Source organism: Phycisphaeraceae bacterium (genome assembly GCA_019636655.1).
Classification (GTDB): domain Bacteria; phylum Planctomycetota; class Phycisphaerae; order Phycisphaerales; family UBA1924; genus JAHBXB01.
The window spans coordinates 938,172-960,411 of the sequence record JAHBXB010000002.1 but is presented as its reverse complement, the minus strand read 5'-3'; the positions used below and the strand labels follow the sequence as shown (position 1 = coordinate 960,411).

Annotated in this window: 20 protein-coding genes; 8 read left to right on the top strand and 12 right to left on the bottom strand. The window is 69.0% G+C overall.

Annotated elements, in window-relative coordinates; all coding sequences use genetic code 11:
- Nucleotides 1–96 precede the first annotated feature (96 nt).
- The 3 genes from KF745_09550 to mutM are packed head-to-tail and all read left to right on the top strand — an operon-like array spanning nt 97 to nt 2,606.
- Entirely contained in the window at nt 97–1,158 is a 1,062-nt protein-coding gene (locus KF745_09550; protein ID MBX3358660.1) for a preprotein translocase subunit TatC, read from the top strand.
- Nucleotides 1,155–1,673, top strand: coding sequence for a nucleoside deaminase (locus tag KF745_09545; GenBank protein MBX3358659.1), 519 nt, complete (start codon nt 1,155–1,157; stop codon nt 1,671–1,673). Before KF745_09550 ends, KF745_09545 begins: the two co-directional genes overlap by 4 nt.
- 42 nt (nt 1,674–1,715) lie before the next feature.
- Complete coding sequence (gene mutM, locus KF745_09540) at nt 1,716–2,606, top strand: bifunctional DNA-formamidopyrimidine glycosylase/DNA-(apurinic or apyrimidinic site) lyase (protein ID MBX3358658.1); 891 nt, start codon at nt 1,716–1,718, stop codon at nt 2,604–2,606.
- 413 nt (nt 2,607–3,019) lie between these two features.
- On the opposite strand, the gene dnaA is transcribed toward mutM, so the two are convergent.
- Both dnaA and KF745_09530 read right to left on the bottom strand, forming a co-directional pair.
- Nucleotides 3,020–4,510 (bottom strand): chromosomal replication initiator protein DnaA, encoded by a 1,491-nt coding sequence (gene dnaA / locus KF745_09535; GenBank protein ID MBX3358657.1) that lies wholly within the window; start codon nt 4,508–4,510, stop codon nt 3,020–3,022.
- Between the two features lie 92 nt (nt 4,511–4,602).
- The gene (locus tag KF745_09530) at nt 4,603–5,604 is read right to left on the bottom strand and encodes an MBL fold metallo-hydrolase (protein ID MBX3358656.1); all 1,002 of its coding nucleotides are present in this window, start codon (nt 5,602–5,604) and stop codon (nt 4,603–4,605) included.
- 185 nt (nt 5,605–5,789) lie between these two features.
- Here KF745_09530 and KF745_09525 point away from each other — a divergent pair, with 185 nt between their 5' ends.
- Nucleotides 5,790–6,590 (top strand): TVP38/TMEM64 family protein, encoded by an 801-nt coding sequence (locus tag KF745_09525; protein MBX3358655.1) that lies wholly within the window; start codon nt 5,790–5,792, stop codon nt 6,588–6,590.
- 26 nt (nt 6,591–6,616) lie between these two features.
- Entirely contained in the window at nt 6,617–7,315 is a 699-nt protein-coding gene (locus KF745_09520) for a hypothetical protein (GenBank protein MBX3358654.1), read from the top strand.
- Nucleotides 7,316–7,411: 96 nt separating this feature from the next.
- Here KF745_09520 and KF745_09515 read toward each other — a convergent pair whose 3' ends face one another.
- Nucleotides 7,412–9,217: a hypothetical protein gene (locus KF745_09515; GenBank protein ID MBX3358653.1), complete on the bottom strand. Its 1,806-nt coding sequence runs from the start codon at nt 9,215–9,217 to the stop codon at nt 7,412–7,414.
- Nucleotides 9,218–9,336: 119 nt separating this feature from the next.
- Nucleotides 9,337–9,675 carry an Asp-tRNA(Asn)/Glu-tRNA(Gln) amidotransferase subunit GatC gene (gene gatC, locus KF745_09510; protein ID MBX3358652.1) on the bottom strand — a complete coding sequence of 113 codons (339 nt, stop codon included), beginning with the start codon at nt 9,673–9,675 and terminating at the stop codon, nt 9,337–9,339.
- 56 nt (nt 9,676–9,731) lie between these two features.
- On the opposite strand from gatC, the gene KF745_09505 reads away from it, so the two are divergent.
- Nucleotides 9,732–10,559, top strand: coding sequence for a hypothetical protein (locus KF745_09505; protein ID MBX3358651.1), 828 nt, complete (start codon nt 9,732–9,734; stop codon nt 10,557–10,559).
- Nucleotides 10,560–10,683: 124 nt separating this feature from the next.
- On the opposite strand, the gene KF745_09500 is transcribed toward KF745_09505, so the two are convergent.
- The 7 genes from KF745_09500 to KF745_09470 form a co-directional block, all read right to left on the bottom strand.
- Entirely contained in the window at nt 10,684–11,184 is a 501-nt protein-coding gene (locus tag KF745_09500; GenBank protein ID MBX3358650.1) for a nuclear transport factor 2 family protein, read from the bottom strand.
- 86 nt (nt 11,185–11,270) lie between these two features.
- Nucleotides 11,271–12,161 (bottom strand): hypothetical protein, encoded by an 891-nt coding sequence (locus KF745_09495; GenBank protein ID MBX3358649.1) that lies wholly within the window; start codon nt 12,159–12,161, stop codon nt 11,271–11,273.
- A 25-nt stretch (nt 12,162–12,186) separates the two neighbouring features.
- A complete protein-coding gene (gene gatA, locus KF745_09490) occupies nt 12,187–13,680 on the bottom strand; it encodes an Asp-tRNA(Asn)/Glu-tRNA(Gln) amidotransferase subunit GatA (protein ID MBX3358648.1) in 1,494 nt (497 codons plus the stop codon).
- A gap of 20 nt (nt 13,681–13,700) precedes the next feature.
- Nucleotides 13,701–14,342: a guanylate kinase gene (gene gmk / locus KF745_09485; GenBank protein MBX3358647.1), complete on the bottom strand. Its 642-nt coding sequence runs from the start codon at nt 14,340–14,342 to the stop codon at nt 13,701–13,703.
- 73 nt (nt 14,343–14,415) lie between these two features.
- Entirely contained in the window at nt 14,416–15,459 is a 1,044-nt protein-coding gene (locus tag KF745_09480; GenBank protein MBX3358646.1) for an aspartate carbamoyltransferase catalytic subunit, read from the bottom strand.
- 21 nt (nt 15,460–15,480) lie between these two features.
- Nucleotides 15,481–16,002: a hypothetical protein gene (locus KF745_09475; protein ID MBX3358645.1), complete on the bottom strand. Its 522-nt coding sequence runs from the start codon at nt 16,000–16,002 to the stop codon at nt 15,481–15,483.
- A gap of 8 nt (nt 16,003–16,010) precedes the next feature.
- Nucleotides 16,011–16,769 (bottom strand): hypothetical protein, encoded by a 759-nt coding sequence (locus tag KF745_09470; GenBank protein ID MBX3358644.1) that lies wholly within the window; start codon nt 16,767–16,769, stop codon nt 16,011–16,013.
- A 134-nt stretch (nt 16,770–16,903) separates the two neighbouring features.
- On the opposite strand from KF745_09470, the gene KF745_09465 reads away from it, so the two are divergent.
- The gene (locus tag KF745_09465) at nt 16,904–17,641 is read left to right on the top strand and encodes a UbiX family flavin prenyltransferase (protein MBX3358643.1); all 738 of its coding nucleotides are present in this window, start codon (nt 16,904–16,906) and stop codon (nt 17,639–17,641) included.
- A complete protein-coding gene (locus KF745_09460) occupies nt 17,631–18,134 on the top strand; it encodes a hypothetical protein (protein MBX3358642.1) in 504 nt (167 codons plus the stop codon). Before KF745_09465 ends, KF745_09460 begins: the two co-directional genes overlap by 11 nt.
- A gap of 37 nt (nt 18,135–18,171) precedes the next feature.
- Here the strand turns inward: KF745_09460 and dnaE are convergent, their stop codons facing one another.
- The gene (dnaE, locus tag KF745_09455) at nt 18,172–22,176 is read right to left on the bottom strand and encodes a DNA polymerase III subunit alpha (GenBank protein ID MBX3358641.1); all 4,005 of its coding nucleotides are present in this window, start codon (nt 22,174–22,176) and stop codon (nt 18,172–18,174) included.
- Nucleotides 22,177–22,240 lie beyond the last annotated feature (64 nt).

The window sequence follows — 22,240 nt, the reverse complement described above, 5'->3', positions numbered from 1 at the left end:
CATCTCCGCTCGATCCCGGCCTTGTTCCGAACCTGCCGCTTCCACGCACCTACCCTCCGCGGACCCGGCCGCACGGCTCCAATCGGGCCCCAATTCATGCGCGAATCGCTGACCGAAGCCCTCATGCCGTTCACCGAGCACCTCGACGAGCTGCGCCGTCGGCTCATCTTCGGTCTGGTCGGGCTGCTGCCGATTTTCTGCATCTCGCTGTTCTTCGGCGAGCAGGTCCTGACCTGGATGATCCAGCCCCTGCTCGCCGCCCAGGCCGCGGCGGGCCTGCCTCCGAAGCTGATCACGACCGGGGCGCTCGAGAACTTCAACACCTACCTGAAGATCTCGTTTGTGGCCACGCTGGTCGTCGGCGGGCCATGGATCCTGTACCAGGCGTGGAGGTTCATCTCGCCGGGGCTGTACCTCAACGAACGGCGGTTCGTGTACATCCTGGCCCCGTTCAGCCTGGTGATGAGCGTCGCGGGGGTGGTCTTTCTGTTCCTCGCGATGCTGCCGATCATGCTCGCGTTCTTCGTGACGTTCGGCATGGACATCGCGCCGCGCCACTACGACACCGCCCCGCCGCCCCAGGGCGTGGTGCTGGCGCAGATCCCGGTGCTCGCCGCCGATCCTCCCGCGCCCGCGGTGGGGCAGATGTGGATCAACTCCAGCCTCAAGTGCTTGCGGATCACGCTCTCGATCGACGCGCAGGGCAAGCCCCTCATCTACGAACTCCCCCTGGCGCAGAACACGACGATCGAACTCAACTTCCGCGTGGCCGAATATGTCGCGCTGCTGCTTGGCATGGCGCTGGCGTTTGCCATCGCGTTCCAGATGCCGGTGGTCGTGCTGCTGCTTGGATGGATCGGCGTCCTCACGCCCAAATGGCTCTCCAAGTATCGACGGCACGCGATCTTCATCTGCGCCGTCGTCGGCGCTGTGGTAACGCCAACGGGCGACCCGCTCTCGATGATGCTCCTGACCGTGCCGCTCTATGGGCTCTACGAGCTGGGGGTCCTGCTCCTCCGCGTGCTCCCGGCTTCGCGCGTCGGCCACCTCGGCGCTCCCCCCCGCGGAACAGAGGAGCAATCCCCGCCGCCATCCGCGCCCGGCGCCGGCCGTCCCCGTGTTCCCACGCAGGCCCGTGAACCCGACGACGAACCGTGACCCCGCCCCCTGCCAACCCGTCGGACGATCGGCCGGATGCGCCCCGCGAGGTCCCCTCGGCGCTGGATCTCGAGATGATGCGCCGCTCACTGCTCCTGGCCGCCCGTGCCGCGGGCCTTGGCGAGGTGCCGGTCGGCGCGGTCGTCTACACCAGCGACGGGCGCGTGCTCGGCGAGGGATTCAACCAGCGCGAGTCCCTCCATGACCCCGCCGCGCACGCCGAGTTCCTTGCCATCCGCGAGGCCTGCGCCGCGCTGGGCGACTGGCGGCTCAATGACTGCTCGCTTGCCGTGACGCTCGAACCCTGCTGCATGTGCGCCGGGCTGATCGTCAACGCCCGCGTCGGCCGGCTCCTCTACGGCTGCGCCGACCCCAAGGCCGGCGGCGTCGAATCCCTCTACCGCCTCACGGCGGACCCGCGGCTGAACCACCGCGTCGCGCCGATCACCGGTGTGCTGGCCGCCGAGGCCTCGGACCTGCTCAAGACGTTCTTCAAATCGCTGCGGTCCAGATAGCCGCCATGCCAGGATCTCGCCGGCGCCTCGTACACTCCGGGAATGCCCGAACTGCCGGAGGTTGAGCAGACGCGACGGTCCCTTGAGCCCCACCTGCTCGGCCGCACCATCGCCGCAGCGGAACTTCTGCGCCGGGACATGCTCATCCTCCCCAACGATCCCGCCGGCGGAAATGCCCGCCACCGAAGGACCGGTCGCGCGGCCCGCGCGGCTCCGGAGCACCTGCTCGAGTCGGCGACGATCTCCCAGATGCGGCGCCGCGGCAAGCAGCTCGCGATCGTGGCGGCGGACGGGCGGGTGCTGGTGGTGCAACTGGGGATGTCGGGCCAGTTCTTCGTGCTGCCGCGCGGGGAGGCTCCGACGGCAACCCACATCCACGCGCGGTGGGCAATCGCCGGCCGCTCCCGCAATCCGGCGCCACACCGCATCCTGGTCTTCCGCGATCCTCGCCGGTTCGGAGGTCTGCGGTTCTTTCCAACGACGGCGGCACTGGACGCTCATTGGGAGTCGCTGGGTCCCGATGCGCTCTCGATCAGCGCCTCCGACCTTGCCGGGGCGCTGTCGCGAGCGAGTCGCCCCACGAAGGCCGCGCTGCTGGACCAGGGGCTCATCGCCGGCGTCGGGAACATCTACGCGGACGAAGCCCTGTTCCGGTCCGGCATCCACCCGCTCGCGCGGGCCAGCCGCCTGAGAGCCCCGCGCATCGACGCCTTGGCCGAGGCGATCCGCGCCGTGCTGGCCCAGGCGGTCGCCCTGGGAGGTTCCACGTTGCGGGACTACCGGGATGGCTCGATGAGCCCCGGAACGGCCCAGACGGCCCTGGAGGTGTATTCCCGATCGGGCCAGCCGTGCACCCGGTGCCGCCGCGCCCTGCGGTCCATGACGGTGGCCCAACGAACCACGACCTTCTGCCCAACCTGCCAAGTCCGGTGAAGCGTCCGGCGGGAGTTTTCCAGATGCCACAACTTCGTGGGTTCCGAGGGGTCTCACCAGTCCGGCGGACGGGACCCGGATGGGTGTTCTTACTCACTACAGAGCAATTCAACCGTCTTCGTCGAATTAGGGCCTGGCGCGACCGGGATGAATCGGTTGAGATCGCCATAACCCATGGAGAGCAAAGGGAGTATGGACAGGTCGGGGATGTGGGCCATCTGTCGGTTGCGTGTCGGCCCCGGGTGGCCCGGAGGCTGCGCTGGCGCTTGGAGACCCCGCCAACGGTCGTCCCGCGTTTGTGTACCGAGTCTCGGCGACATCCACATACCGGATATCCACGGAGTCTCCACCAGCGCCTGTCGGTGGCCCCCGCGTCGGTTGTTTGGGGATGAGTCTGTATCGACCGGTCGGGATCAGTGTCGGGTGCGGGCGCGATCTTCCAGCATGGTCAAGGTGGTGGCGAACTCGGGGTCCTCGACGCCGCGCTCGTCCACGGTCTTGATCGCGTGCATGACCGTGGTGTGGTCGCGGCCGCCGAAGTAGCCGCCGATCTCCTCGAGCGAGTACCGCGTGAGCCGCCGGGCGAGGTACATGCACACCTGTCGGGGCTGGGCCACGCTCCGGTGGCGGCGCTTGCTCTGCAGATCGGTCGTCTTCACGCCGTAGTACTCGGTGACGACGTTGATGATCATCTGGATCTGCACCTGGCGCTCGGGCGATCGCTCGGGCTCCTCGCCCAGGGCCTGCTTGGCGAGGTCCAGGTCGATCTCCTGCTTGTCGATCGTCGCCCGCATCTGGATCTGCACGACCGCACCCTCGAGTTCGCGGATGTTGGTGTCGATCTTCGCCGCGACGTAGGAGGCGACCTCCTCGGGCAGCTCGAACCCGCGGAGGCGGGCCTTGTTCTTGAGGATCTCAACGCGGGTCTCGTACCCCGGCGAGTCCACGTTGGTCACCAGGCCCCACTTGAAGCGGCTGACGAGCCGGTCCTCGAGGTCGGGGATCTCTTCCGGCGGCGCATCGGACGAGAGCACGATCTGCCGGTGCGCCTGGTACAGGCTGTTGAAGGTGTGGAAGAACTCCTCCTGCGTGCGGTCGCGCTTGGCCAGGAAGTGGATGTCGTCCACCACGAGCACATCGACATCGCGGAACTTGTGGTGGAAGCGGGCCAGGGCGCCGCGCTGCACCGCGTCCACGAACTGGGTCATGAACGCCTCGCAGGAGGTGTAGTAGATCTTGGTCTGCGGGCGCTGCTCCTTGATCCGCAGGCACACGGCCTGCAACAGGTGCGTCTTGCCCAGCCCGACGTCGCCGTGGACGAAGAACGGGTTGTACGTCCGGCCCGGGTTCGCGGCGACGGCCTGTGCCGCGGCGTGCGCCAAGCGGTTGCCCGGCCCGACGACGAAGTTCTCGAACGTGTAGTCGGGGTTGAAGACCAGCCCGTCCGCGTACAGGTCCTCGTCATCCACCTCGGCGAACTCGATGACCGCTGCGGGCGAGGGCGCCGTCGAGACCGTTCCCGTCGAGGCGGCCGCGGCGGCGGCGCTCTCCGCGCCGGCCCGGGTGGGCTCGGGCTCCTCGTCGGGGCCGAGGAAGGTCACCGACAGGAGGCGGCCCGACACCGCCTGCGCGGCCTCCTTGAACTGCTCAACGCACTGGCGCTGGAGGTAGTCGCGGTGCACACCACTGTGGGCTCGCAGGCGGAGCATCCCCCGCTCGATACCCATGGGCTCGAGGTCCTCGAACCACTGCCTGCACAGCCCGGGGTGGGTGGCGCGCAGGTGCTGGAGCATCGTGCGCCAGGTTTGTCGGTCCTGCTCGATCATCCGTTCGACGCCGCCGCGATGACGCGCGCACCCGCACGCGCCGTCGTGGCGCCGATCCTCCGTTCCCTTGATGGCCACCGCTCCGACCGAACCGGTCCGATCTCCGGCCTCCCACGCCAGCGTACGGACGAGGCCAAACGTACGGTCTACCCGCCTGTGCTGTCAACCGTCTACCGGCGCGGAGCCGGCCGGCCCGCGCCCTGCCCCGCAGGCGGACGCCGCGGCGGTCCCTTCTTGGCGCCCGGAGCCCCGACCCGCTGCTCCGGCGGAACGCCCGCGTCGATCTCCTGCTGCGCGTACCGCTCCAGGTTGGCGCGGTAGTCCATCAGCAGGTGGACCTTCTTGGTCTTCTCCATCCCCACGATCTGCCCGAGCTGCTTGCGGGCCTCGGCCAAGTTCGTGCGCCGCGACAGGTGGATCAGCACCAGGTACTGCGCCTCGAGGACGCGCAGCCACTCGGCGATGTCGTCGGCGTGCATGTGCATCCCGACCTTGGCCCGTTCCTTGTGATCCCGCTCGGTGAACGTGCACTCACAGATCACGATCTGCGACTTGCGCACGTCCTCGCGTACCAGGTGCGGACCCGGCGCCGTATCGCCGAGGTACGACAGCAGCGGGATCTCCAGGACGCGGGTGATCTCCTCGCCGCGGTCCTTGAGTTCACGCAGTTTTTCCTGCGGAAGGCCGAGGTACTCCTCCTTCAGCTTGCTGCGACGCTCGATGATCGAGTACCCCATCGCGGGCACAGTGTGCTCCACGGTGAAGGGCCGCAGGCGGATGTTGTTCTTGATCTCGATCTCCTGCCCGGGCTCGACCGGGATCAGGGCGTACGGCGTCTCCTGCCGCTCGAGCTCCACGTAGCCCTGCATCATCCGCTCGATCGCCGGCGCGATCCGCTTGTCGCAGATGATGTTGCCCGCCCCCATCCCCTGGAAGTGCCGCTGCGAGCACCAGTAGGCAAGGCCGCCGATGTGGTCCATGTGGCCGTGCGTCACGGCGACGTACTTGCTCGGCAGCATCGCGCGCGGGCAGCAGCCCATATCGAAGCAGATATCCAACTCGGGAATCGCCACACAGGTCGCCTCGCCGGCGACGCTCGTGCCCTGCACGCGGTACGGGGGCAGGTACAAAAAGCCCAGAGTCCCCTCGCGGGGCGGCGGCTTCGGAATCATGCGTCAACCCTCCGCGCCGGGCTTTCCCCGGTCGCGTCTCACAACCCCGACTCGTTCGACTCGAGTCGTCTCACTCCTCCAGCACCAAGCCGGCGAGTGCGACGATGCTACACCATCCTCCGAACCCGTCAACTCGGTTCCCCACCGACTTCCGAACCTTTCCGGCCCGCCTAACGTGCATTCACATGCCTCCACCCGATCCGTCGTCCGGTCCCCCCACCCGCAACTGGCTCAAGGCCCTGGGCCCGACAGCCATTCTCGGTGCGCTCTGGACAGCCTCCCCCGCAATCCTCGGCACCATGCTGCTGGTCTACCTGGGGCCCATCTCCGAATGGCTCCGGGACCTGGGCGAGTGGGGCCTGGCGGTGTACGCCGCGGTCTTTGTCGTGTCCGCGGGGGTCGGGTTCCTCCCGACGTACGGCCAGTCGTTCCTCGGCGGGTGGACCTTCGGGTTCGCGACCGGGTTCCCCGGGGCGATGGTCGGGTTTGTCGGGGGATCCGTGATCGGCCACCTCATCGCCAAGACCGTCTCTCGCCACAAGGTGCTGGACCTGCTCGAGTCCAACCCCAAGGCCAAGGCCGTCCGTGACGCCCTCATCGGCCGGGGGTTCTGGAAGACCCTCGGGATCGTCACCCTCATCCGCGTCCCCCCCAACTCCCCCTTCGCCCTGACGAACCTCGTGCTGGCCTCGACCGGGGTGGGGATGGTGCCCTACATCCTCGGAACGGCCATCGGCATGGCGCCCCGCACGGCGATCGCCGTGTATTTCGCGGCTATTGCCCGGTCCGGCGGGGCCCGCGATATAGCCCAACTGATCGAGGAAACCCCGTGGTGGCTCACCATCGCGGGGATCGCCACGTTTGTCATCGTCCTCGCGGTGATCGCCCGGATTGCCAACAAGGCGATCGAACACGTCACCATCACGAGGCCGCAGGCGCACGCCGCGGCCGCTCCTCCGATCGAGCGGCCGGGCCAGGCCGCCTGATTCCACCCGTCGTCGCGGACCGACCCGTGACCACCCCATCACCGAGGCGAGACCTGTTCGATCAACTCCGGCGGCCCTGGCTCCTGGTGGCCCTGCCGATCGCCGCGTGGATTGTGGTTTCCAACTCGGGCCTGTTCCGCGATCGGCTGCGGGTCATCCCGGTCACCCTGACGGCGTCGACGCAGATCATCAGCACGCCGACCGGCCCGGCGGTCCCCGATCCGCCGCTCCCCCGCTCCGCCAAGGAGCGCATCGGCGAGATCAGCATCTTCCAAGGCGAGGCGCTGCGTGGCCGCTGGGCGCCAACGAGCCGGCACGAGCGGTGCATGGTCAACATCGTGCTCTACGGGGGCGGAACGCTCACCGATGAGGAGCGGTTACGCCTGCTCCACGAGGCTTCGGACTTGCTGGCCCGCTTCGGCCGGGTGAAGCACCCGGCGCTCGTGGCCCAGGGCGGGGGGACAGCCGTCGTCCTCCTTTGGGATGGATACGTGAGCAACGGCGCGGTCATGGCGTTGCCGGCGCTCTGGGTCCTGGTGGTTATCGCCACTCTCCGCGGGAGCCCCGCCCGTCGGCGCGCCCGGGCCCTGGCGTGTGGCCGGTGTCCGACATGCGGATACGCCATCCACGGGCTGCTGCAGCCACAGTGCCCGGAGTGCGGCGACTCGTGGGAAGCCCGGTTTGGGACGCCCGAACCAAACCCAGCGAACACTGGGCAAAAATAAAGAGGGCCCGCGGCACAACGCCGGCAGGCCCTCGGGGGGGGGGGGCTTGGTTATGCCATCAGTATACCTCCTGACGGCTCGTTGTCCAGTCCGGGGTCAGCCGGCGTCGTGCATGCCGCCGTGGTCACCCTCGTCCATATCCATGTCGCCATCCCCGCCGGCCCGGTTCATGGCCTTGACCATCTCACCGGCGGTCTTGATCACGATCATCGGAACATACACAGTCGCCCGCGCCGCCCCCCCGTTTCCGGCGGCCGCAAGGCCGACCGGGGGCAGGGTGTCGGGGATCTCAACGTCGATCTCGCCCACGAACTGGGCCAGGGGGATCTTGGCCATCTCAAGAATCGTCTTGGCGCCGAGGTACCCCTCGATGAACCGGCCCGTCGGCAGTTTCTCGGCCACCTGACCCATGAGGGTGTCGGCGGCCAGCGAGTTCTGACCCTTCGCCGCGTCGAGCGCTGCGGAGAGCAGGGTCGAGTTCTTCGACATGGTCTGGATCACGCCGCCGTCGGCCTTGGCGATCAAGCCCGAGGGGCCGCCTGCGGGGCCGAACAGCACCTGCATCATCATCGCGGATTCGCCGCCGTCGTCCGCATCCTCGTCCGGGGTCATCTTGACCGCCCAGGCGTTGACCGCCGCGCCGTTCACCACGGGGTTGCTCTTGGGCGGTCCGAAGGTGGTGGCCATCTGGAAGCCGTTGATCGTCTTGCCGTTGAGTTCCGTGATGGCGGTCTGGAACTTCTCGAGGTACGCATCCGGGTTCGCCTTCAGGTACGCCACGGCGCCGGAGAAGAACGCGCCGGGGGCGAGCATCGCGGGGGAGAAGCCCATCTCGAACGCCGCGCCGTCCACGTCGTCGACCTGAATGCCGGCCATGTTGGGCATGCCCTTGTCGGCGTCGTTCATCTCGCCCCACTTCCGCAGGGTGGACTTGATCTGCGGGTCGGAGAGGTCCGCCGCGAAGGCGAACAGGTAGTCCTGCTTGGGCAGCTTCTTGATCAGCGTGCCGGCATCGCCGGGCTTGCTGAAGGTCTTGGCGTAGTCACTCCCCTCCTTGAACTGGGCTGCGCTGTCGATCGACACGCCAAGGGCGTCGATCTTCATGCCGATGACCGCGGCCTGGGCCTGGTCCATGAAGGCGTCGACCGACTGGCCCATTCCATCCATATCTCCGCCACCCCCCATCATGCCCAGGGGCGACATCTCCATCGCCGACTGCAGCCGCTCCGACACGGTCGGCCCCGGCTGGGCCTTGATGGCGGGGATGTTGGCGTAGAACACCATGTCCGCCGCGTCGGAGATCGCGTTGCAGGTCTTGCCCATCGCGGCCTCGAAGGCCTTGAGGTTGCCGGCCTTGCCCGAGAACTTCTCGAGGATGTCCCTGGTCGGGCTCATGGCGGCGTAGCCGTCGCCGATGGACTTGAGGTACACATCCTGGTCCTGATCGGGGACGCGGACGGTGTCGATCGAGCCCGCGGCCCCGGGTTCGGCGCCGAAGTTGGAGAGCAGGGCCTTGTAGTCCGAGGTCGGAACCAGGATGACAAAGTTCTTCGGCTCGTCGTCATCGAAGTCCATGTCGTCGGCCGCGTCCTTCTTGGCGGCGTCCGCGGGATCGGCCATGCCGATGATCGCGAAGGGCTTCGTGGTGTCCAACCCCTTCTCGATGCCGCCCATCTTGAGGGCGTCCGCGGGGCTGGGCATCGCGGCGGCCGCTTCGATCGAGGCCTTCAGGAACTCCATCGATTTGTTGACACGGTCCAGGCTCGGCGCCGCAACGACGATCAAGGCATCGGTCGGCACGCGGTCGAACACCGGCGGCGCGGCCTGCACCGCGAACGACAGCCCCGTGCAAAGGCCCACGCCGCACAGCAGGCCCCGCACCAATCCACAGCGAGTCTTCATGTGATCCCTTTCGTCCTAGGGACGCCACGTCCGGCCCACTGCCGGGGCATCCGTTCGGGTGCTTCCGATCAAACGACACCGAGTATATAGGTCCCTTCCGGCCCGGGTTTCACGCCCCTTTACGCCCCGCCGCCTTCGCCGAGCACCTTGGGCACCTTGATGAAGCCGCCAAAGGACTCCGGCGACAGCCGCATGGCCAACTCGCCCGAAAGCGGTGGCTCGGGATCGTCCGCCTGCGGGCGGCTGGTTGCATCCAGCGGGCTGGCCATGGGCTCGACGCCAGAGAGGTCCAGGGCGCCCAGCCTCTCCGCATAGGCCAGCACCGCGGAGAGCGTCGAGCGGAACTCCTCGGCCTGTGCCGGGCTCAGGGCCAGACGCGCGAGCGAAGCGATCTTGCGGACCTGTTCGATCGAGAGCGGTTCGGCGGGGCCAGTCGCTGGTCGTGGTTCTGCGGACATCACCGAAAGCCTAGTCCGCGGCATCGCCCAAGGGGCTGGCCGGTACAGTCGTGAGCGTGGACCGACCAGCCACTTCGAGAACACCACGGATCGGCGCCTCGATCCAGCGTCCATTGGTGACGCTGCTGCTGCTCGCCGCGCTCGCCGGCTTGTCGTGGCGGGCGCTGGGACGCATCGACGACCGTGGCGCCGCCGGCCCCGGCGTGATCGGCACCGTGCTGCGGCAGATGCCGGAGATCCCCGGCCCGCTGCGGTACCCGGACATGTACGCGCTCCGCGATGGCAACGGCACGGTGCGGCTAATCGACCCCGAGAGCGAGAGTATGGGGGAGGTCTCGACGATCTGGGAGCGCGAACCGGAGCGGGTGATGACCGTCAGCATCGAGGTCGGCGTCGGGCGCACCGGCTTCTGGGGTCTCACCAGCGAGCAGCGGCGGGTGGTGGTAGATGTTCTGCCTTTTGTACCGGAGGCGACGACCGAATCGGAGCTGCAGAGCGCCCGTCGCCAGGGAGCGGCGAGGCTGCCCGAACTGGCGCGGGTGTGGCTGGACAAGTCGCAGTGGCGGCGTCTCGCGGAGCGGGCCGCCGCGCACGACATCGACGAGCGGCGGATCGTGTGGAGCGGCTGGCTGTTCAACGCGGCGACCATCGTCGCGCTTGGACTGCTTGTCTATTCACTCGGCTGGGTGCCGCAGGCATGGGCCCGGCTCCTCAGCGTCCGGGGCCGCCGGCGCGAGAGCCAGGGACGGTGCCCGACGTGCGGCTACGACCTTACCGGCGTCGAAGAGGCGATCTGCCCGGAATGTGGCTCGACGATCGTGGCAAAAACCAACGCGGCCCTGGTTTCAGGGCCGCGTCGCAGGAGGAGTAGGAAGTCCATGTGATACCCCTACTACGGGGTTCGTGGACCCTTTGTTCGTCTTGGCTGGCGAATCGGGGCGAGCTTTTCCGCCGCGGAAAGGACGGGCACGCGGCGGATGTTCGGGGATGCGAGCGGTTTCAGGACGTTTATGCGAGGAAGTACATGAACTCCTCGCGAACGATCTTCCCGTCCTTGACCGAGTAGGTCCCGATCTCCTCGATCAACTGTCGAGTCCCGGTCGCCCGTTCCTCGACGTCCATGCGGAACTTCACCGCGAACCCCGAGGCGCCGACGTAGGGGCCCTCGGCCGAAGCGCCGTGGATGACATGGCCCTCGTTCCACCACGCGTTCTTCGCATCGACCGCTTTGCGGCCGTGCCAGGCCGACTCGACGCCCAGGCCCTCGACCGACACGATCTTCGGCGACCACAACTTGTCGTTGATGGCGATCTGGCCGCGGTTGAAGGAGTCGACCAGCTCGCGACCGATCTGCATCGGCGTCGCGCCGCGTCCGGTCTTCACGGGCTTGGGGGCCAGCGACGAGGCCCGTGCGGCCGACCGTTTGGCGCCCCGCTTCTTCTTCGGCGCCGACTTCTTGGCGGACGTTCGCGGCGCGGCCTTCTTCTTCTTGCCCTTCTTCTTCGCCATGGTGCTGGTCCTCCCGGTGTGGTGACAACGCGGCTTGCTGAGACGTGGTATACCACGCCCGCCGCGAGGCGCTCACAAAAATCTCATCAGGGACCGCTCGAGGCCCGGGCCCTGGTCTCGGTCTGGCATGTGAGGACGAGCCGGTCCTGATCGACCCGCACCGCGAGGATCCGGACCCGCCGCCCACCCTGAATCGGGAACGCCGGCGACTCGATCATCGGCTGCGACCCCGCGAAGGCCCGCAGCAGCGACGACGTCTCCGGGAGTTCGCGGAGTTCGTCGGGGACGCGGCGCGTCGCCACCGATGGGCCGGAGGTCGAGAGCACCCAGCGGGTCGACAGCGGCAGCCGCCCGAGCGCGACCGACTGCGCCGGGGCCCAGAGCGAGCCCCGCTCGTCGATCTCCGGCTTGAGCGCGGCGGAGAAGACCTGCACCGATTCGCCGCTGCGCATCATCGCGCCGACCGCGATCTCGCCGGGCCGGAAGGCCACCTGCACGCCGACTACCTCCTCGGGCCACTCGATCCGGTCGGACTGGTTCTTCAGCCACGGGCGGAGCCGTGTGTTGAGCCACGCGTTCGCGGCGTCGGCGGTGATGACGAGTTCCCACGGCTTGGACTCGCCGTAGGGCCCACCCTGCCGGGTCGGCCGGGGCTCGTGCAGCGTGTTGGCGATGCTGTTCTCAAGGCCGACCCCGAGGCGCTTGACGTCGGCGCTCCCCGAATCGATCGCCCGCCACCAGCGCGGCGCCTCCTGTGCGAGCGCGAGGCTCACCAGCAGCGCGGCGCAGAGGAACGCGACAAGCCCGACCCCCGCCGTCGCCACGTACAGCCGCAGCCGGCCGCGCCGGAGGCGCGGAAGGTGGGTCCGGACGGCGCGCCACGCCGCCGCGACACGGCGCGGGGCGATCGTGGGGGCTGCTCCGGACACGACCGGCGCCTCCGCATTGATCGGCGTGCTGTCGGTCGTCTGGCTCATGCCTCCCGAGGTCCTCGCTTCGGCGTTACAGCGAGGGTAGGCGGAGCCTCAGGGCGATTGTCCGCTCCAGCATCCTCGCGGCACGGAGAAGCGTCGCTTCGCCCAGCGCCGGCGCGATGAGCTGGACGCCCACGGGCAACTCGCTCCCTCCCTCGGTCGCGAACCCGGCGGGCACCGTGATCCCCGGCAGGCCCGCGAGGTTGGCCCCGACGGTGTACACGTCCTCCAGGTACAGGGCCAAAGGATCGCCCGTCTTCTCGCCGAGCCGGCACGCCGGCGTCGGTGAGGCGGGCATCAGCAGGGCGTGGCAGCCGCGGGCGAAGGCCGCATCGAAGTCCCGTTTGATCAGGCGTCGCACCCGCAGCGCGGTGGTGTAGTACTGATCGTGGTACCCCGACGACAGGACGTGCGTTCCGAGCATGATCCGTCGCTGCACCTCCGCGCCGAATCCCTCCGCGCGGGACCGGCTGTACAGCGCCTCGAGCGGCTCGTCGTCGGATACCGCGGCGCGCCGGCCGTACCGCACGCCATCAAACCGCGCCAGGTTCGACGACGCCTCCGCCGACGCGATGATGTAGTACGCCGCGATCCCGTGGTCGGCGTGCGGGAGATCGACATCGACGATCCGCGCCCCCGCTGATCCGAGCGCCGCCGCGGCTGACTCCAGTGATGCGTTCACGCCCGGATGGTTGCCCGCGCTCCCGCGCGCATGCGAGGGGATCCCGATGCACAGCGAGTCCACGGGCGACTCAACCGTCGCGGCGAGATCCTCGCCGGGCACGTCCAGCGAGGTGCCGTCGCGCGGGTCGTGCCCGCAGAGCACACCCGCCAGGACCGCCGCGTCCTCGACCGTCCTCGCGAACGGGCCCACCTGGTCGAGCGACGAAGCGAACGCGACGAGCCCGTAGCGGGAGACCCGGCCGTACGTCGGCTTGAGGCCGACCACACCGCACATCCCCGCGGGCTGCCGGATGGACCCGCCGGTGTCCGACCCCAGCGCCGCCGGCACCACTCCCGCGGCGACCGCCGCGGCGGACCCGGACGACGATCCGCCGGGCACTCGATCCAGGTCCCACGGGAGGCGGGTCGGCCCGAACGCCGAGTGCTCGCCGGAGGAGCCCATCGCGAACTCGTCCAGGTTGGTCTTGCCGATGACCACCGCGCCGGCATCGATAAGCCGCTGCACACACGTCGCGGTGTACGGCGACTCGTAGCGCTCAAGAAGCCGGGAGCCGCAGGTCGTCTTTCCCCAGGCAAGGCAGAGGTTGTCCTTGATCGCGACGGGCACCCCCGCGAGCGGTCCGGGATCCTCCCCTCGCGCGATCGCCGCGTCGATCGCGCGGGCCTGGTCCATCGCCCGCCCGGGGAACAACTCGAGGAAGGCGTTGAGCCGCGGGTTGAGCGACTCGGCACGCTCCAGCGCGGCGCGGACGGCGTCCGCGGCGAGAAGCCGGCGCGACCGCACCGCGTCGCGGGTCTGCACCACCGTGTATGGAAACACGTCCAACGAGGGGAGCATACCCGCCGCCCGGGGCCGATTCAGGCGCCGGCGCGGCTCTGCAACCGAGACCGCACGGCGGTTACAGCTTCACCGATCGCCCGCTTGAGATCGTCGTTGACGATGAACACGTCGTAGGCCCCGCAGGTCCGCGCCGTCGCCATCTCGCGCTTGGCCTCGGCGAAGCGCCGCTGGATGGCGCTCTCCTCCTCGCGCTTGCGCGCCCGCAGGCGGTCGAGCAGCACGTTCTCGCTCGGCGGCAGCACGAACAGCCCAAACGCGTCCGGCATCTGCTGCTTCACGCTGATCGCGCCCTGCACGTCGATCTCCAGGATCACCAGCCGCCCCTCGGCCAGCCGCTCCTGGACCCAACTCCGCAGCGTCCCGTACCGCTTGCCGAAGACGTTGGCCCATTCCAAAAAGGCGTCCTGCGCTACCAGCCGGTCAAACTCGGCGTCGTCGACGAAGTGGTAGTCGAGCCCCTCGCGGTCCGCGGCGGTCCGGGGGCGGGTCGTCGCCGATACCGAGAAGACCGCCCCCGCCCCGCCGTCCCTGGGCCGGCCCGCGAACTCCTGCTCGATCGCGTGCGTGATCGTCGTCTTCCCCACCCCCGACGGGCCGGAGATGATCAGCAGCAGGCCGGACGATGGTCCGGCGGGGGATGTCGAGGGATCGGTCGGCATGGTGCAGCGGGCCCCGAGGGTGGATGGGTGGGGGACAGCGTACCCACCCCGATGGTCACCGTCCCCCGCCCCGTCACGAGGCCGCCCCGACGCACAGGTAGAGCACCGCCATCCGCACCGCGAGCCCGTTGGTCACCTGCTTCAGGATGACGCTCCGCGGCCCGTCCGCCACCGCCGCGGCGAGCTCCACGCCGCGGTTGATCGGCCCGGGGTGCATCACGATCGCGCCGGGCTTGAGCCGCCCGGCGCGCTCCTCGGTCAGCGAGAACAGGCGCGTGTACTCGCGCAGGCTCGGGAAGGCGGGCGAACTCCGAGCCCCCGCCGCCTTCTCATCGCCCCCCCCGCCTCCGTGCCTCTCGAACTGGATCCGCAGCATGTTGACCACGTCCACCCCGCCCTCGCCAAGGATCGCCTCGATGTCGTGCTCCACGCGGCAGGCGCCCGGGCCGCTCAGCGCCCGCCCCAGCGTCTCGAGCGACTTGGGCGCCAGCGTCGGCGGACCGACGCAGATCACCTCCGCTCCGAGCGCCGTCATCCCCGCGATGTCCGACCGGGCCACCCGCGACGACACCAGATCGCCGATGATCGCGATCTTCAGCCCCGTCAGGTCGAACGAGTCGAACCGCCCGAGCGACTCCGCGATCGTGTAGATATCCAGCAGGCCCTGCGTCGGGTGCTCATGCCGCCCATCGCCCGCGTTGATCACGGCGCACGACACGGCCTGCGCCACCGTCGCCGCGGCCCCGGAGGCCTTGTGCCGCACGACCACGGCGTCCACGCCCATCGCCTCGATGTTCGCCGCCGTGTCGTCGATTGTCTCCCCCTTGCTCACCGAGGATCCCGAGCCGGTGAGGTCGACCACGTCCGCCGAGAGCCGCTGGGCCGCGAGCGTGAACGAGATGCGGGTGCGGGTGGAGTCCTCGAAGAAGAGGTTGGCGACCACCTTGCCGCGGAGCGCGGGAACCTTCTTCACCGAGCGAGTGGAGACCTCGGAGAACGAGCGGGCCGTCTGCAGGATGGTCCGGATGTCCTGGGGCGAGAGCGACTGCAGCCCCAGCAGGTGCCGGTGCGGCCACGCGGGCGCTTCGGAGCGGATCGACGCGTCGGTGTCGGACATGGCCCCAGTGTACGAGCCGGCTTATACCCGCGGGTTGATGGACACCCGGTCCATCTCGTCCTGCGGCGCCAGCCGAACGTCGATCTTCTCCCCGGGCCCCGGCGCCAGACGCAGCGCCGCGAACTCCGGCTGCAGCGGGATCTCCCGCTCCGGCCGCTCTGCGAGCACCGCCAGCCAGATCCGGCTCGGGCGTCCGAAGTCGAGGATCTCACGGATTGCGGCGAGCACCGACCGCCCGGTCATGATCACGTCGTCCAGCAGCACGATCTCCCGCCCCTGGATCGAGAAGGGGATGTGCGTCTTGCCGACCCGCGCCATCGGCCCGGTCTCGGACAGGTCGTCGCGGTACAGCGTGATGTCGATCGAGCCGACCTGCCCCGGCATCAGCCCCAACCGCTCCCCCACTCGCACCGCCAGCACATCGCCCCGCCGCCGGATGCCGATGAGCCCGAGCGACTTCTGATCGCGCACGGACCCGGCGATCTGGCGCGCCAGGGCATCGATCAGTCGAGCAACCTCGGCTTCATCGGCAATGACCTTCATGACGAAGTTTATCCGTTCGAGGCGTCGTGCAGGGCCTCGTCGCTGGGTTCCCACGTCGGGGTCGGGTCCGCGACCGGCGTCGGCGCCGGCTCGCCCATCTCCTCCGGCACCGCCTCGGGCGCGGGCGGTTCCTCGGTGCTCGCTGGCGACGCGTACTGCAGCGTCGGCTCGGGCTCGGGCACATAGAAGTTCGGCGCCGGCGGCGTCACCGAGCCGAGCGTCCACGGCGTGTTCGAGATCACCGTCCACGGCTTGAGCCCGCCGCGGAGACGAACCGTGATCGCCTGGTACGTCACCTTCTCCGGGTTTGAGAACTCCGCCACCGGCCGGATCACGTCCACCGAGGCCTGGTCGCCCAGGATGTACACCCGGCCGAGGTAGTAGGTCGGCAGGCCCTGCGTCTCGGGCGTCAGCATCACCGCACCCAGCCCCACATCCTCCACCACGCGCCGGTACGTCTCCGGGCGGGTCGTCGGCGGCAGGTTGATCGCGAACCGCGGCGGGAGCTTCTCGCCGCTGGCCTTGAGATCGCTCTGCTTCTGGTCCCACCCCTGCGTGCGCCCGTCCCCGCCCTCCGGCGGGTAGCGGTACGCCGTCCAACGCAGCGCCTTAGTCGCCACATCGCGAGTGGCCGGCGCGTTGGGATCGGCGAACACCGATTCCTCCCGCGTCGCCGGCGCGGAGGTGTACCCCACGCAGCCCGAGAGCAGCGCGGCAAGGGCGAGAACCGGCAGGGCGATCAGCGGGATGGACTTCCGTGCGGTCATGAGGCGGTTCCTTCAAAGACCATTCAACCAGCGCCCGGCATGCATGCTCGGCCGCGGCGACTAGAATAGTCCATCGGCCCAACCCCCCCCATTTCGGCAGTTTCTGGGCCGAACTCGGGAAGGCCGTCACGCCGATGACTCCACCCTCGACCCCCCCTCCCCGCCCGCCCCACCCGGTCCGTCCGGGCCATCCATCGCCCAACGGCGCGCCCGGGCCTGGCGCCGCCTCCCCGCCGCGGGCGCACGGCCGCCGGTTCGTGCTGGGGGTTTCCGGGGCCTCCGGCGCCGCCTACGCCCTGCGGCTGCTGGAGCAGATGCTGCTGGGTGGGGCCGAGGTGCACCTGGTCGTGACCGACTACGGCCGGAGGCTGCTCTTCGATGAGGCCCAGGTCACCCACGTCGATTTCGCCACGCTCTGCCCCGGCATCACCGACGCCCACGCCGCCCAGCGGCTGGTCATCCACCCCAACAAGGACGTCGGCGCGGTCATCGCTTCCGGCTCGTTCCTGCACGACGGGATGGTGGTCATGCCGTGCAGTTCGTCGAGCCTTGGGGCGATCGCCACCGGCTCGGGGAACAACCTCCTCTGCCGCGCGGCGATGGTAACGCTCAAGGAACGCCGGCCCCTGATCCTCTGCCACCGCGAGACGCCGCTGAGCCTGATCGACATCGACAGCATGCGGCAGGTCACCCTCGCGGGCGGGATCGTCTGCCCCACCAACCCCGGGCTATACCTCAACCCCACGTCGATCAACGAGATAGTGGACTTCATGGTCGGCAAGGTTCTCGACCTGCTCAAGGTGGAGCACTCGCTGAGCACTCGCTGGAGCGAGGCCACCAGGCCAAGCGGTGAGCCGCGGCATGTCAGGTGATGCTCCCGCCCCGGCCCGGGGTTCCGACGGCGTCGATGAGCGGCTCGCCCGCCGAACCCGGCTGCTCGAACTGCTGCGAGACCACGACGTTCAATGCGAAGGGTGCGGCTACCTGCTCCGCGGGCTGCAAGGGGTGCAGTGCCCTGAATGCGGCTGGGTCTTTGATTCCGGCGCCCTGGCCCGCCAGGCCGAAACGCTCGGGATCAAGCGACTCCCATCGTGGATCCGCTGGCCCACGATCGTGCCCGCCAGTTTGCTCACGTGGTCCATGCTCATCGGCCTTGTGCTCACGTTCGTGGCGAAGCGGCCGACACTCCTGGATGGGTTCTTTGTGAGCCTGGCATTCGGCGAGGCGCTGGCCGCGTGCGTCCTCTCGCTCCGCTGGTTCCGCGCATCGGCCGGTCCGGTGCGGGAATGGCGGACACACATCATCCGAATCGCCATCGTGTACGGCCTCATGATCCTCGCGGTCGTGACGGCGACAAGGTCATAGCGGCCCGCCAACAGGAGGTACGGCGAAGCGACGCCGCTCACCCCGCCCGCTGCTTCACCCACGGCCGCTTCTCGCGCGATGCGCCCGGCACCTCCACCGCGACACCCCCCACCACCCTCACGCAGTTCTCCCCCAGCAGCGCTGTGAGTTCCTGCGCCAGGACCGGGGTCAGCCGCGTCCGCGCAGCGCGGTCGAGCTGCATGAACACGTACTCGCTCTCGGTGCCTATCAACAGTTCCACGGGGAACAGCGGCGAATCATCGTCCCCGCGCGGGGCCCGTTCAGCGGGCTGGGCCGCGTCGGGGCCGGGTCGGACCAGTTCCGCCACCCGCACCAGCGCCTGCTCGCCGCTTCCATTCAGCCGCACGCCGTCGAGCATCAGCCGGAGTTTCCCCGGGGAGAGCGGCACGCCGTCGATCGGCACCACGCGCTCCACCACCAGTTGCGGTTTGCCCTCCCCCTGCTGCGCCCCGGAGCGTGAGAAGTCCACCCGCCCGAGGACGTACACCGGGTTGTCCGCCGTCAGCAGGTGCTCGAACTGCGAGAAGCAGTCCGCGAACAGCACCGCCTCCGCCGTGCCGTGCAGGTCCTCTACCGCCAAAATCCCCATCTTCTGCCCCGCCGAGCGGCCGTTGCGCACGATGATCGTCCGCACCGACTGCACCAGACACGCGAGCACCACCCGGGCATCCTGCCGCAGCGAGTGGAGCGTCTCGGTTGTCCCGGTCGCGAAGACCCCGGACCAGGCCGACCACTTCTGCAGCGGGTGGGACGAGACGTAGAACCCCAGCGACTCCTTTTCCTTCGCCAGCGTCTCGGACTCGGACCACGCTGGCGTCTTGGCCAGCGCCGCGACATCCGCCGACTGCACCGCCGCGGCGAGCCCGCCGCCAAACAGTGCCCCCTGCCCCGCCGCCTTGTCCGCCGCGGCCTTCTGCCCGGCCGACATCGCCGCCTCGATGGAGGCGCACATCGCCGCGCGGGCGTCGCGCCCGTGCACCGAATCGAACGCCCCGCTGCGGATCAGCGCCTCGAGCGTCGCCTTGTTCACCACCGCGCCGCCCGAGCCCGTCGGGGACTGCGCCAGCACGCGCTCGCAGAAATCAAAGAGCGAAACGAACGGCTTGCGGCGAATGCCAGAGGCCTCGCCCGCGCCCGATCCCGTCCCCTCGCGGTCGCGCACGATCGTCTCGATCGCCTTGTCACCGACGCCCTTGATCCCCTTGAGCCCGAAGCGCACGTGCCCGCCCGCCGCCGCGTGCTCCTCATCATCTTCGAAGACCACCGTGAAATCCGCCTGCGAGAGGTTGATGTCCGGCGCGCGGACCTCGACGCCCACTTTGGCGCGGACCCCCTCGTCGAACGACACAAACCTCGCCCGCTTGCAGTCCTCCAGGTACGGCGTCCACTCGCTGACCTTGCTCGCCTGGCTCTCGTAGGTCAGGAACGCGGCCATGTACTGGTTGGGGAAGTAGGTCTTCAGGTACGCCGTCTGGTACGCCACGATCGCGTACCCCGTCGAGTGGCTCTTGTTGAAGCCGTAGCCCGCGAACTTCAAGATCATCTCGAACAGTTCGTCCGCCTGCTGCTTGGCGAGCCCGTTCTTCACCGCGCCGGCGAGGAAGCGCACCCGCTCCCCCTCGATGATCTTCTCTTTCTTCTTGCTGATCGCCTTGATCAGCGAGTACGCCGCGCGCAGGTCGATGCCGCCCAGCTCGTGGACGATCTGCATCACCTGCTCCTGGTACACCATCACGCCGTACGTCTCGGCCGTGAACTTGTCGACGATCGGGTGCACCCGCGGCACGACGTCCTGCCCGTGCTTGCGGCGGTTGTAGTCCGGGATCAGGTCCATTGGACCCGGGCGGAACAGCGCGTTCGCAGCGATGAGGTCCTCGAGCCGGTCGGGCTTCATCTCGACCAGCAGCCGTCGCATGCCGCCGGACTCGAACTGGAACACGCCCGTCGTGTCGCCCCGCCGGAAGGTCTCGAAGACGCGCTGGTCGTCGAAGGTGAGCCGCTCCAGGTCCAGCGGGTGCGGCCCGCCGTCGCCGGCATCCCGGCCCACCGCGCGCCAGACCGCCGCGTCGCTCAGCCCCTCGCGGATCAGCGCCTTGCACCGCTCGACGACGGAGATCGTCCGCAGGCCCAGGAAGTCCATCTTCAGCAGGCCCATCTTCTCGCACGTGGGTCCGTCCCACTGCGTGACGATCTCGTGCTCGCCCGCGCCCGATTGCTTGTACAGCGGCACGACCTCGTGCAGCGGGCGAGTCGCGACGATGACGCCCGCGGCGTGCACGCTGGCGTGCCGCGCCTGCCCCTCGAGCGTGCGCGCCGTGTCGATCACACGCCGCACCACGCCGTCGGAGCCGTAGAGCTTCTTGAGTTCCGGCTCCTGCTCCAGCGCCTCGTCGAGCGTCATCCCCAGCTGCTCGGGGATGAGTTTCGCGAGGCGGTCGGCCTCGGACAGCGGCACCTCCAGCACGCGGGCCACGTCGCGGATCGCCGCGCGGGCCTTGAGCGTTCCGAACGTGATGATCTGCGCCACGTGCCCGTACTTGCGGCGCACGTGGTCGATCACCCGCTGCCGGCCGTCCTGGCACAGGTCGATATCGATATCCGGGTATTCCGACCGGTCCGGGTCCGTGAACCGCTCGAAGAGCAGGCCGTAGCGCACCGGGCACGCGTTCGAGAGCCCCAGGACGTACCCCACCATCGTGCCCACGCCCGAGCCGCGGGCCAGCGCCGGCACCGCGTTGAGCCGCCCCCAGTTCACGAAGTCCCACACGATCAGGAAGTACGCGGCGATGTTCTTGTCGGAGAGGATCTTGAGTTCGCGCTCCAGCCTCGCCCGGATGTCCGCCTGCTCCGCCCCCGCCGTCGGCCCGTAGCGCCAGATCATCCCCGCTTCGGCCAGCAGCCGCAGCGCCTTGTCGCACTCGGCCTTTGCCGCCTTGCGGTCCTCCTCGTCCCCCTGGAACGGGCTGACCTCGAACGCCGAGCAGTACGCGGCGTGCCACGCCGAGAGATCGCCGCCGAAACGGGGCTCGTCGTGCTTGGGGAGGCTCTTCGCCGCAGGGATCCTCACCCGCACCATCGGCGCGTGGTTCGCGCCCAGCGGCAGGTCGACGCGGCAGCGCTCCGCGATCCGCACCGTGTTATCGCACGCCTCCCGCCCGATCTCCCCGTACTCGCGCTCGAACAGGTCGCGCATCTCCCCCGGGCTCTTGACGTACAACTCCTCGGGGTACTTCAGCCGGTTCGCGTCGTTCTTCGACTTGCCCATCGAGATGCAGATGAGCGTGTCGTGCGCATCATGGTCCTCGGCGCGGAGAAAGTGCGAGTCGTTGTCGCACACCAGCGGCAGGTCCAGCTCCTTCGCGAGCCGGATCAGGTGCGGGTTGATCGAGTTCTGCTCGAGGATGTGGTGCTGCAGCTCGACGTAGAACCGCCCAGCCCCGAACGCCGCCGCGTGCCAAGTGGCGCTCTCAACCGCCTTCGACCAGTGCGACGGGTCCTTGCTCTGCTCAAACGCCAGCAGGTGCTCGCCGATCTCCGAGCCCAGGTGCCCGTTGATCGCGATCAGCCCCTCGGCGTGCGCCGCGAGCAGTGCCCGGTCGATCCGCGGCTTGAAGTAGAACCCCGTCAGGTACGCCTCGGAGCACAGGTACAGCAGGTTCCGCCACCCCGCCATGTTCTCCGCCAGCAGCACCAGGTGGTACCCGCCGTCGGAGACGCCCGTGTACGTCCGGTCCGTCCGATCCCCCGGCGCCACATACGCCTCCACCCCCAGAATCGGCTTGATCCCCGCCTCCTTGCACGCCGCGGCGAATGCCACCGCCCCGTGCATGTTCCCGTGGTCCGTGATCCCGACCGAGGTCATCCCCAGGTGCTTCACCCGGGCGACAAGTTTGTCGATCCGGTTGCCGCCGTCCAGCAGCGAGTACTCGGTGTGCAGGTGCAGGTGCACGAACTGCTTCTCGGGCGGCACGGAGCCTCCGAGGGGCTTGGCTTCCACAATGGATTGGGGATCGGTGGGCATCGGGGCCAAGGAATATGGTGTCGATGGAGAGGCCAAACCCGAGTCGGCCCGCACGCTCACCATG

Coding starts and splice junctions, on each gene's coding strand:
- KF745_09550 (MBX3358660.1), top strand. CDS start 97: ATGCGCGAATCGCTGACCGAAGCCCTCATGCCGTTCACCGAGCACCTC.
- KF745_09480 (MBX3358646.1), bottom strand. CDS start 15,459: ATGTCCGACACCGACGCGTCGATCCGCTCCGAAGCGCCCGCGTGGCCG.
- KF745_09465 (MBX3358643.1), top strand. CDS start 16,904: ATGACTCCACCCTCGACCCCCCCTCCCCGCCCGCCCCACCCGGTCCGT.
- KF745_09525 (MBX3358655.1), top strand. CDS start 5,790: ATGCCTCCACCCGATCCGTCGTCCGGTCCCCCCACCCGCAACTGGCTC.
- KF745_09500 (MBX3358650.1), bottom strand. CDS start 11,184: ATGGCGAAGAAGAAGGGCAAGAAGAAGAAGGCCGCGCCGCGAACGTCC.
- KF745_09530 (MBX3358656.1), bottom strand. CDS start 5,604: ATGATTCCGAAGCCGCCGCCCCGCGAGGGGACTCTGGGCTTTTTGTAC.
- gatC (MBX3358652.1), bottom strand. CDS start 9,675: ATGTCCGCAGAACCACGACCAGCGACTGGCCCCGCCGAACCGCTCTCG.
- KF745_09470 (MBX3358644.1), bottom strand. CDS start 16,769: ATGACCGCACGGAAGTCCATCCCGCTGATCGCCCTGCCGGTTCTCGCC.
- gmk (MBX3358647.1), bottom strand. CDS start 14,342: ATGCCGACCGATCCCTCGACATCCCCCGCCGGACCATCGTCCGGCCTG.
- mutM (MBX3358658.1), top strand. CDS start 1,716: ATGCCCGAACTGCCGGAGGTTGAGCAGACGCGACGGTCCCTTGAGCCC.
- KF745_09460 (MBX3358642.1), top strand. CDS start 17,631: ATGTCAGGTGATGCTCCCGCCCCGGCCCGGGGTTCCGACGGCGTCGAT.
- KF745_09515 (MBX3358653.1), bottom strand. CDS start 9,217: ATGAAGACTCGCTGTGGATTGGTGCGGGGCCTGCTGTGCGGCGTGGGC.
- gatA (MBX3358648.1), bottom strand. CDS start 13,680: ATGCTCCCCTCGTTGGACGTGTTTCCATACACGGTGGTGCAGACCCGC.
- KF745_09475 (MBX3358645.1), bottom strand. CDS start 16,002: ATGAAGGTCATTGCCGATGAAGCCGAGGTTGCTCGACTGATCGATGCC.
- KF745_09495 (MBX3358649.1), bottom strand. CDS start 12,161: ATGAGCCAGACGACCGACAGCACGCCGATCAATGCGGAGGCGCCGGTC.
- dnaE (MBX3358641.1), bottom strand. CDS start 22,176: ATGCCCACCGATCCCCAATCCATTGTGGAAGCCAAGCCCCTCGGAGGC.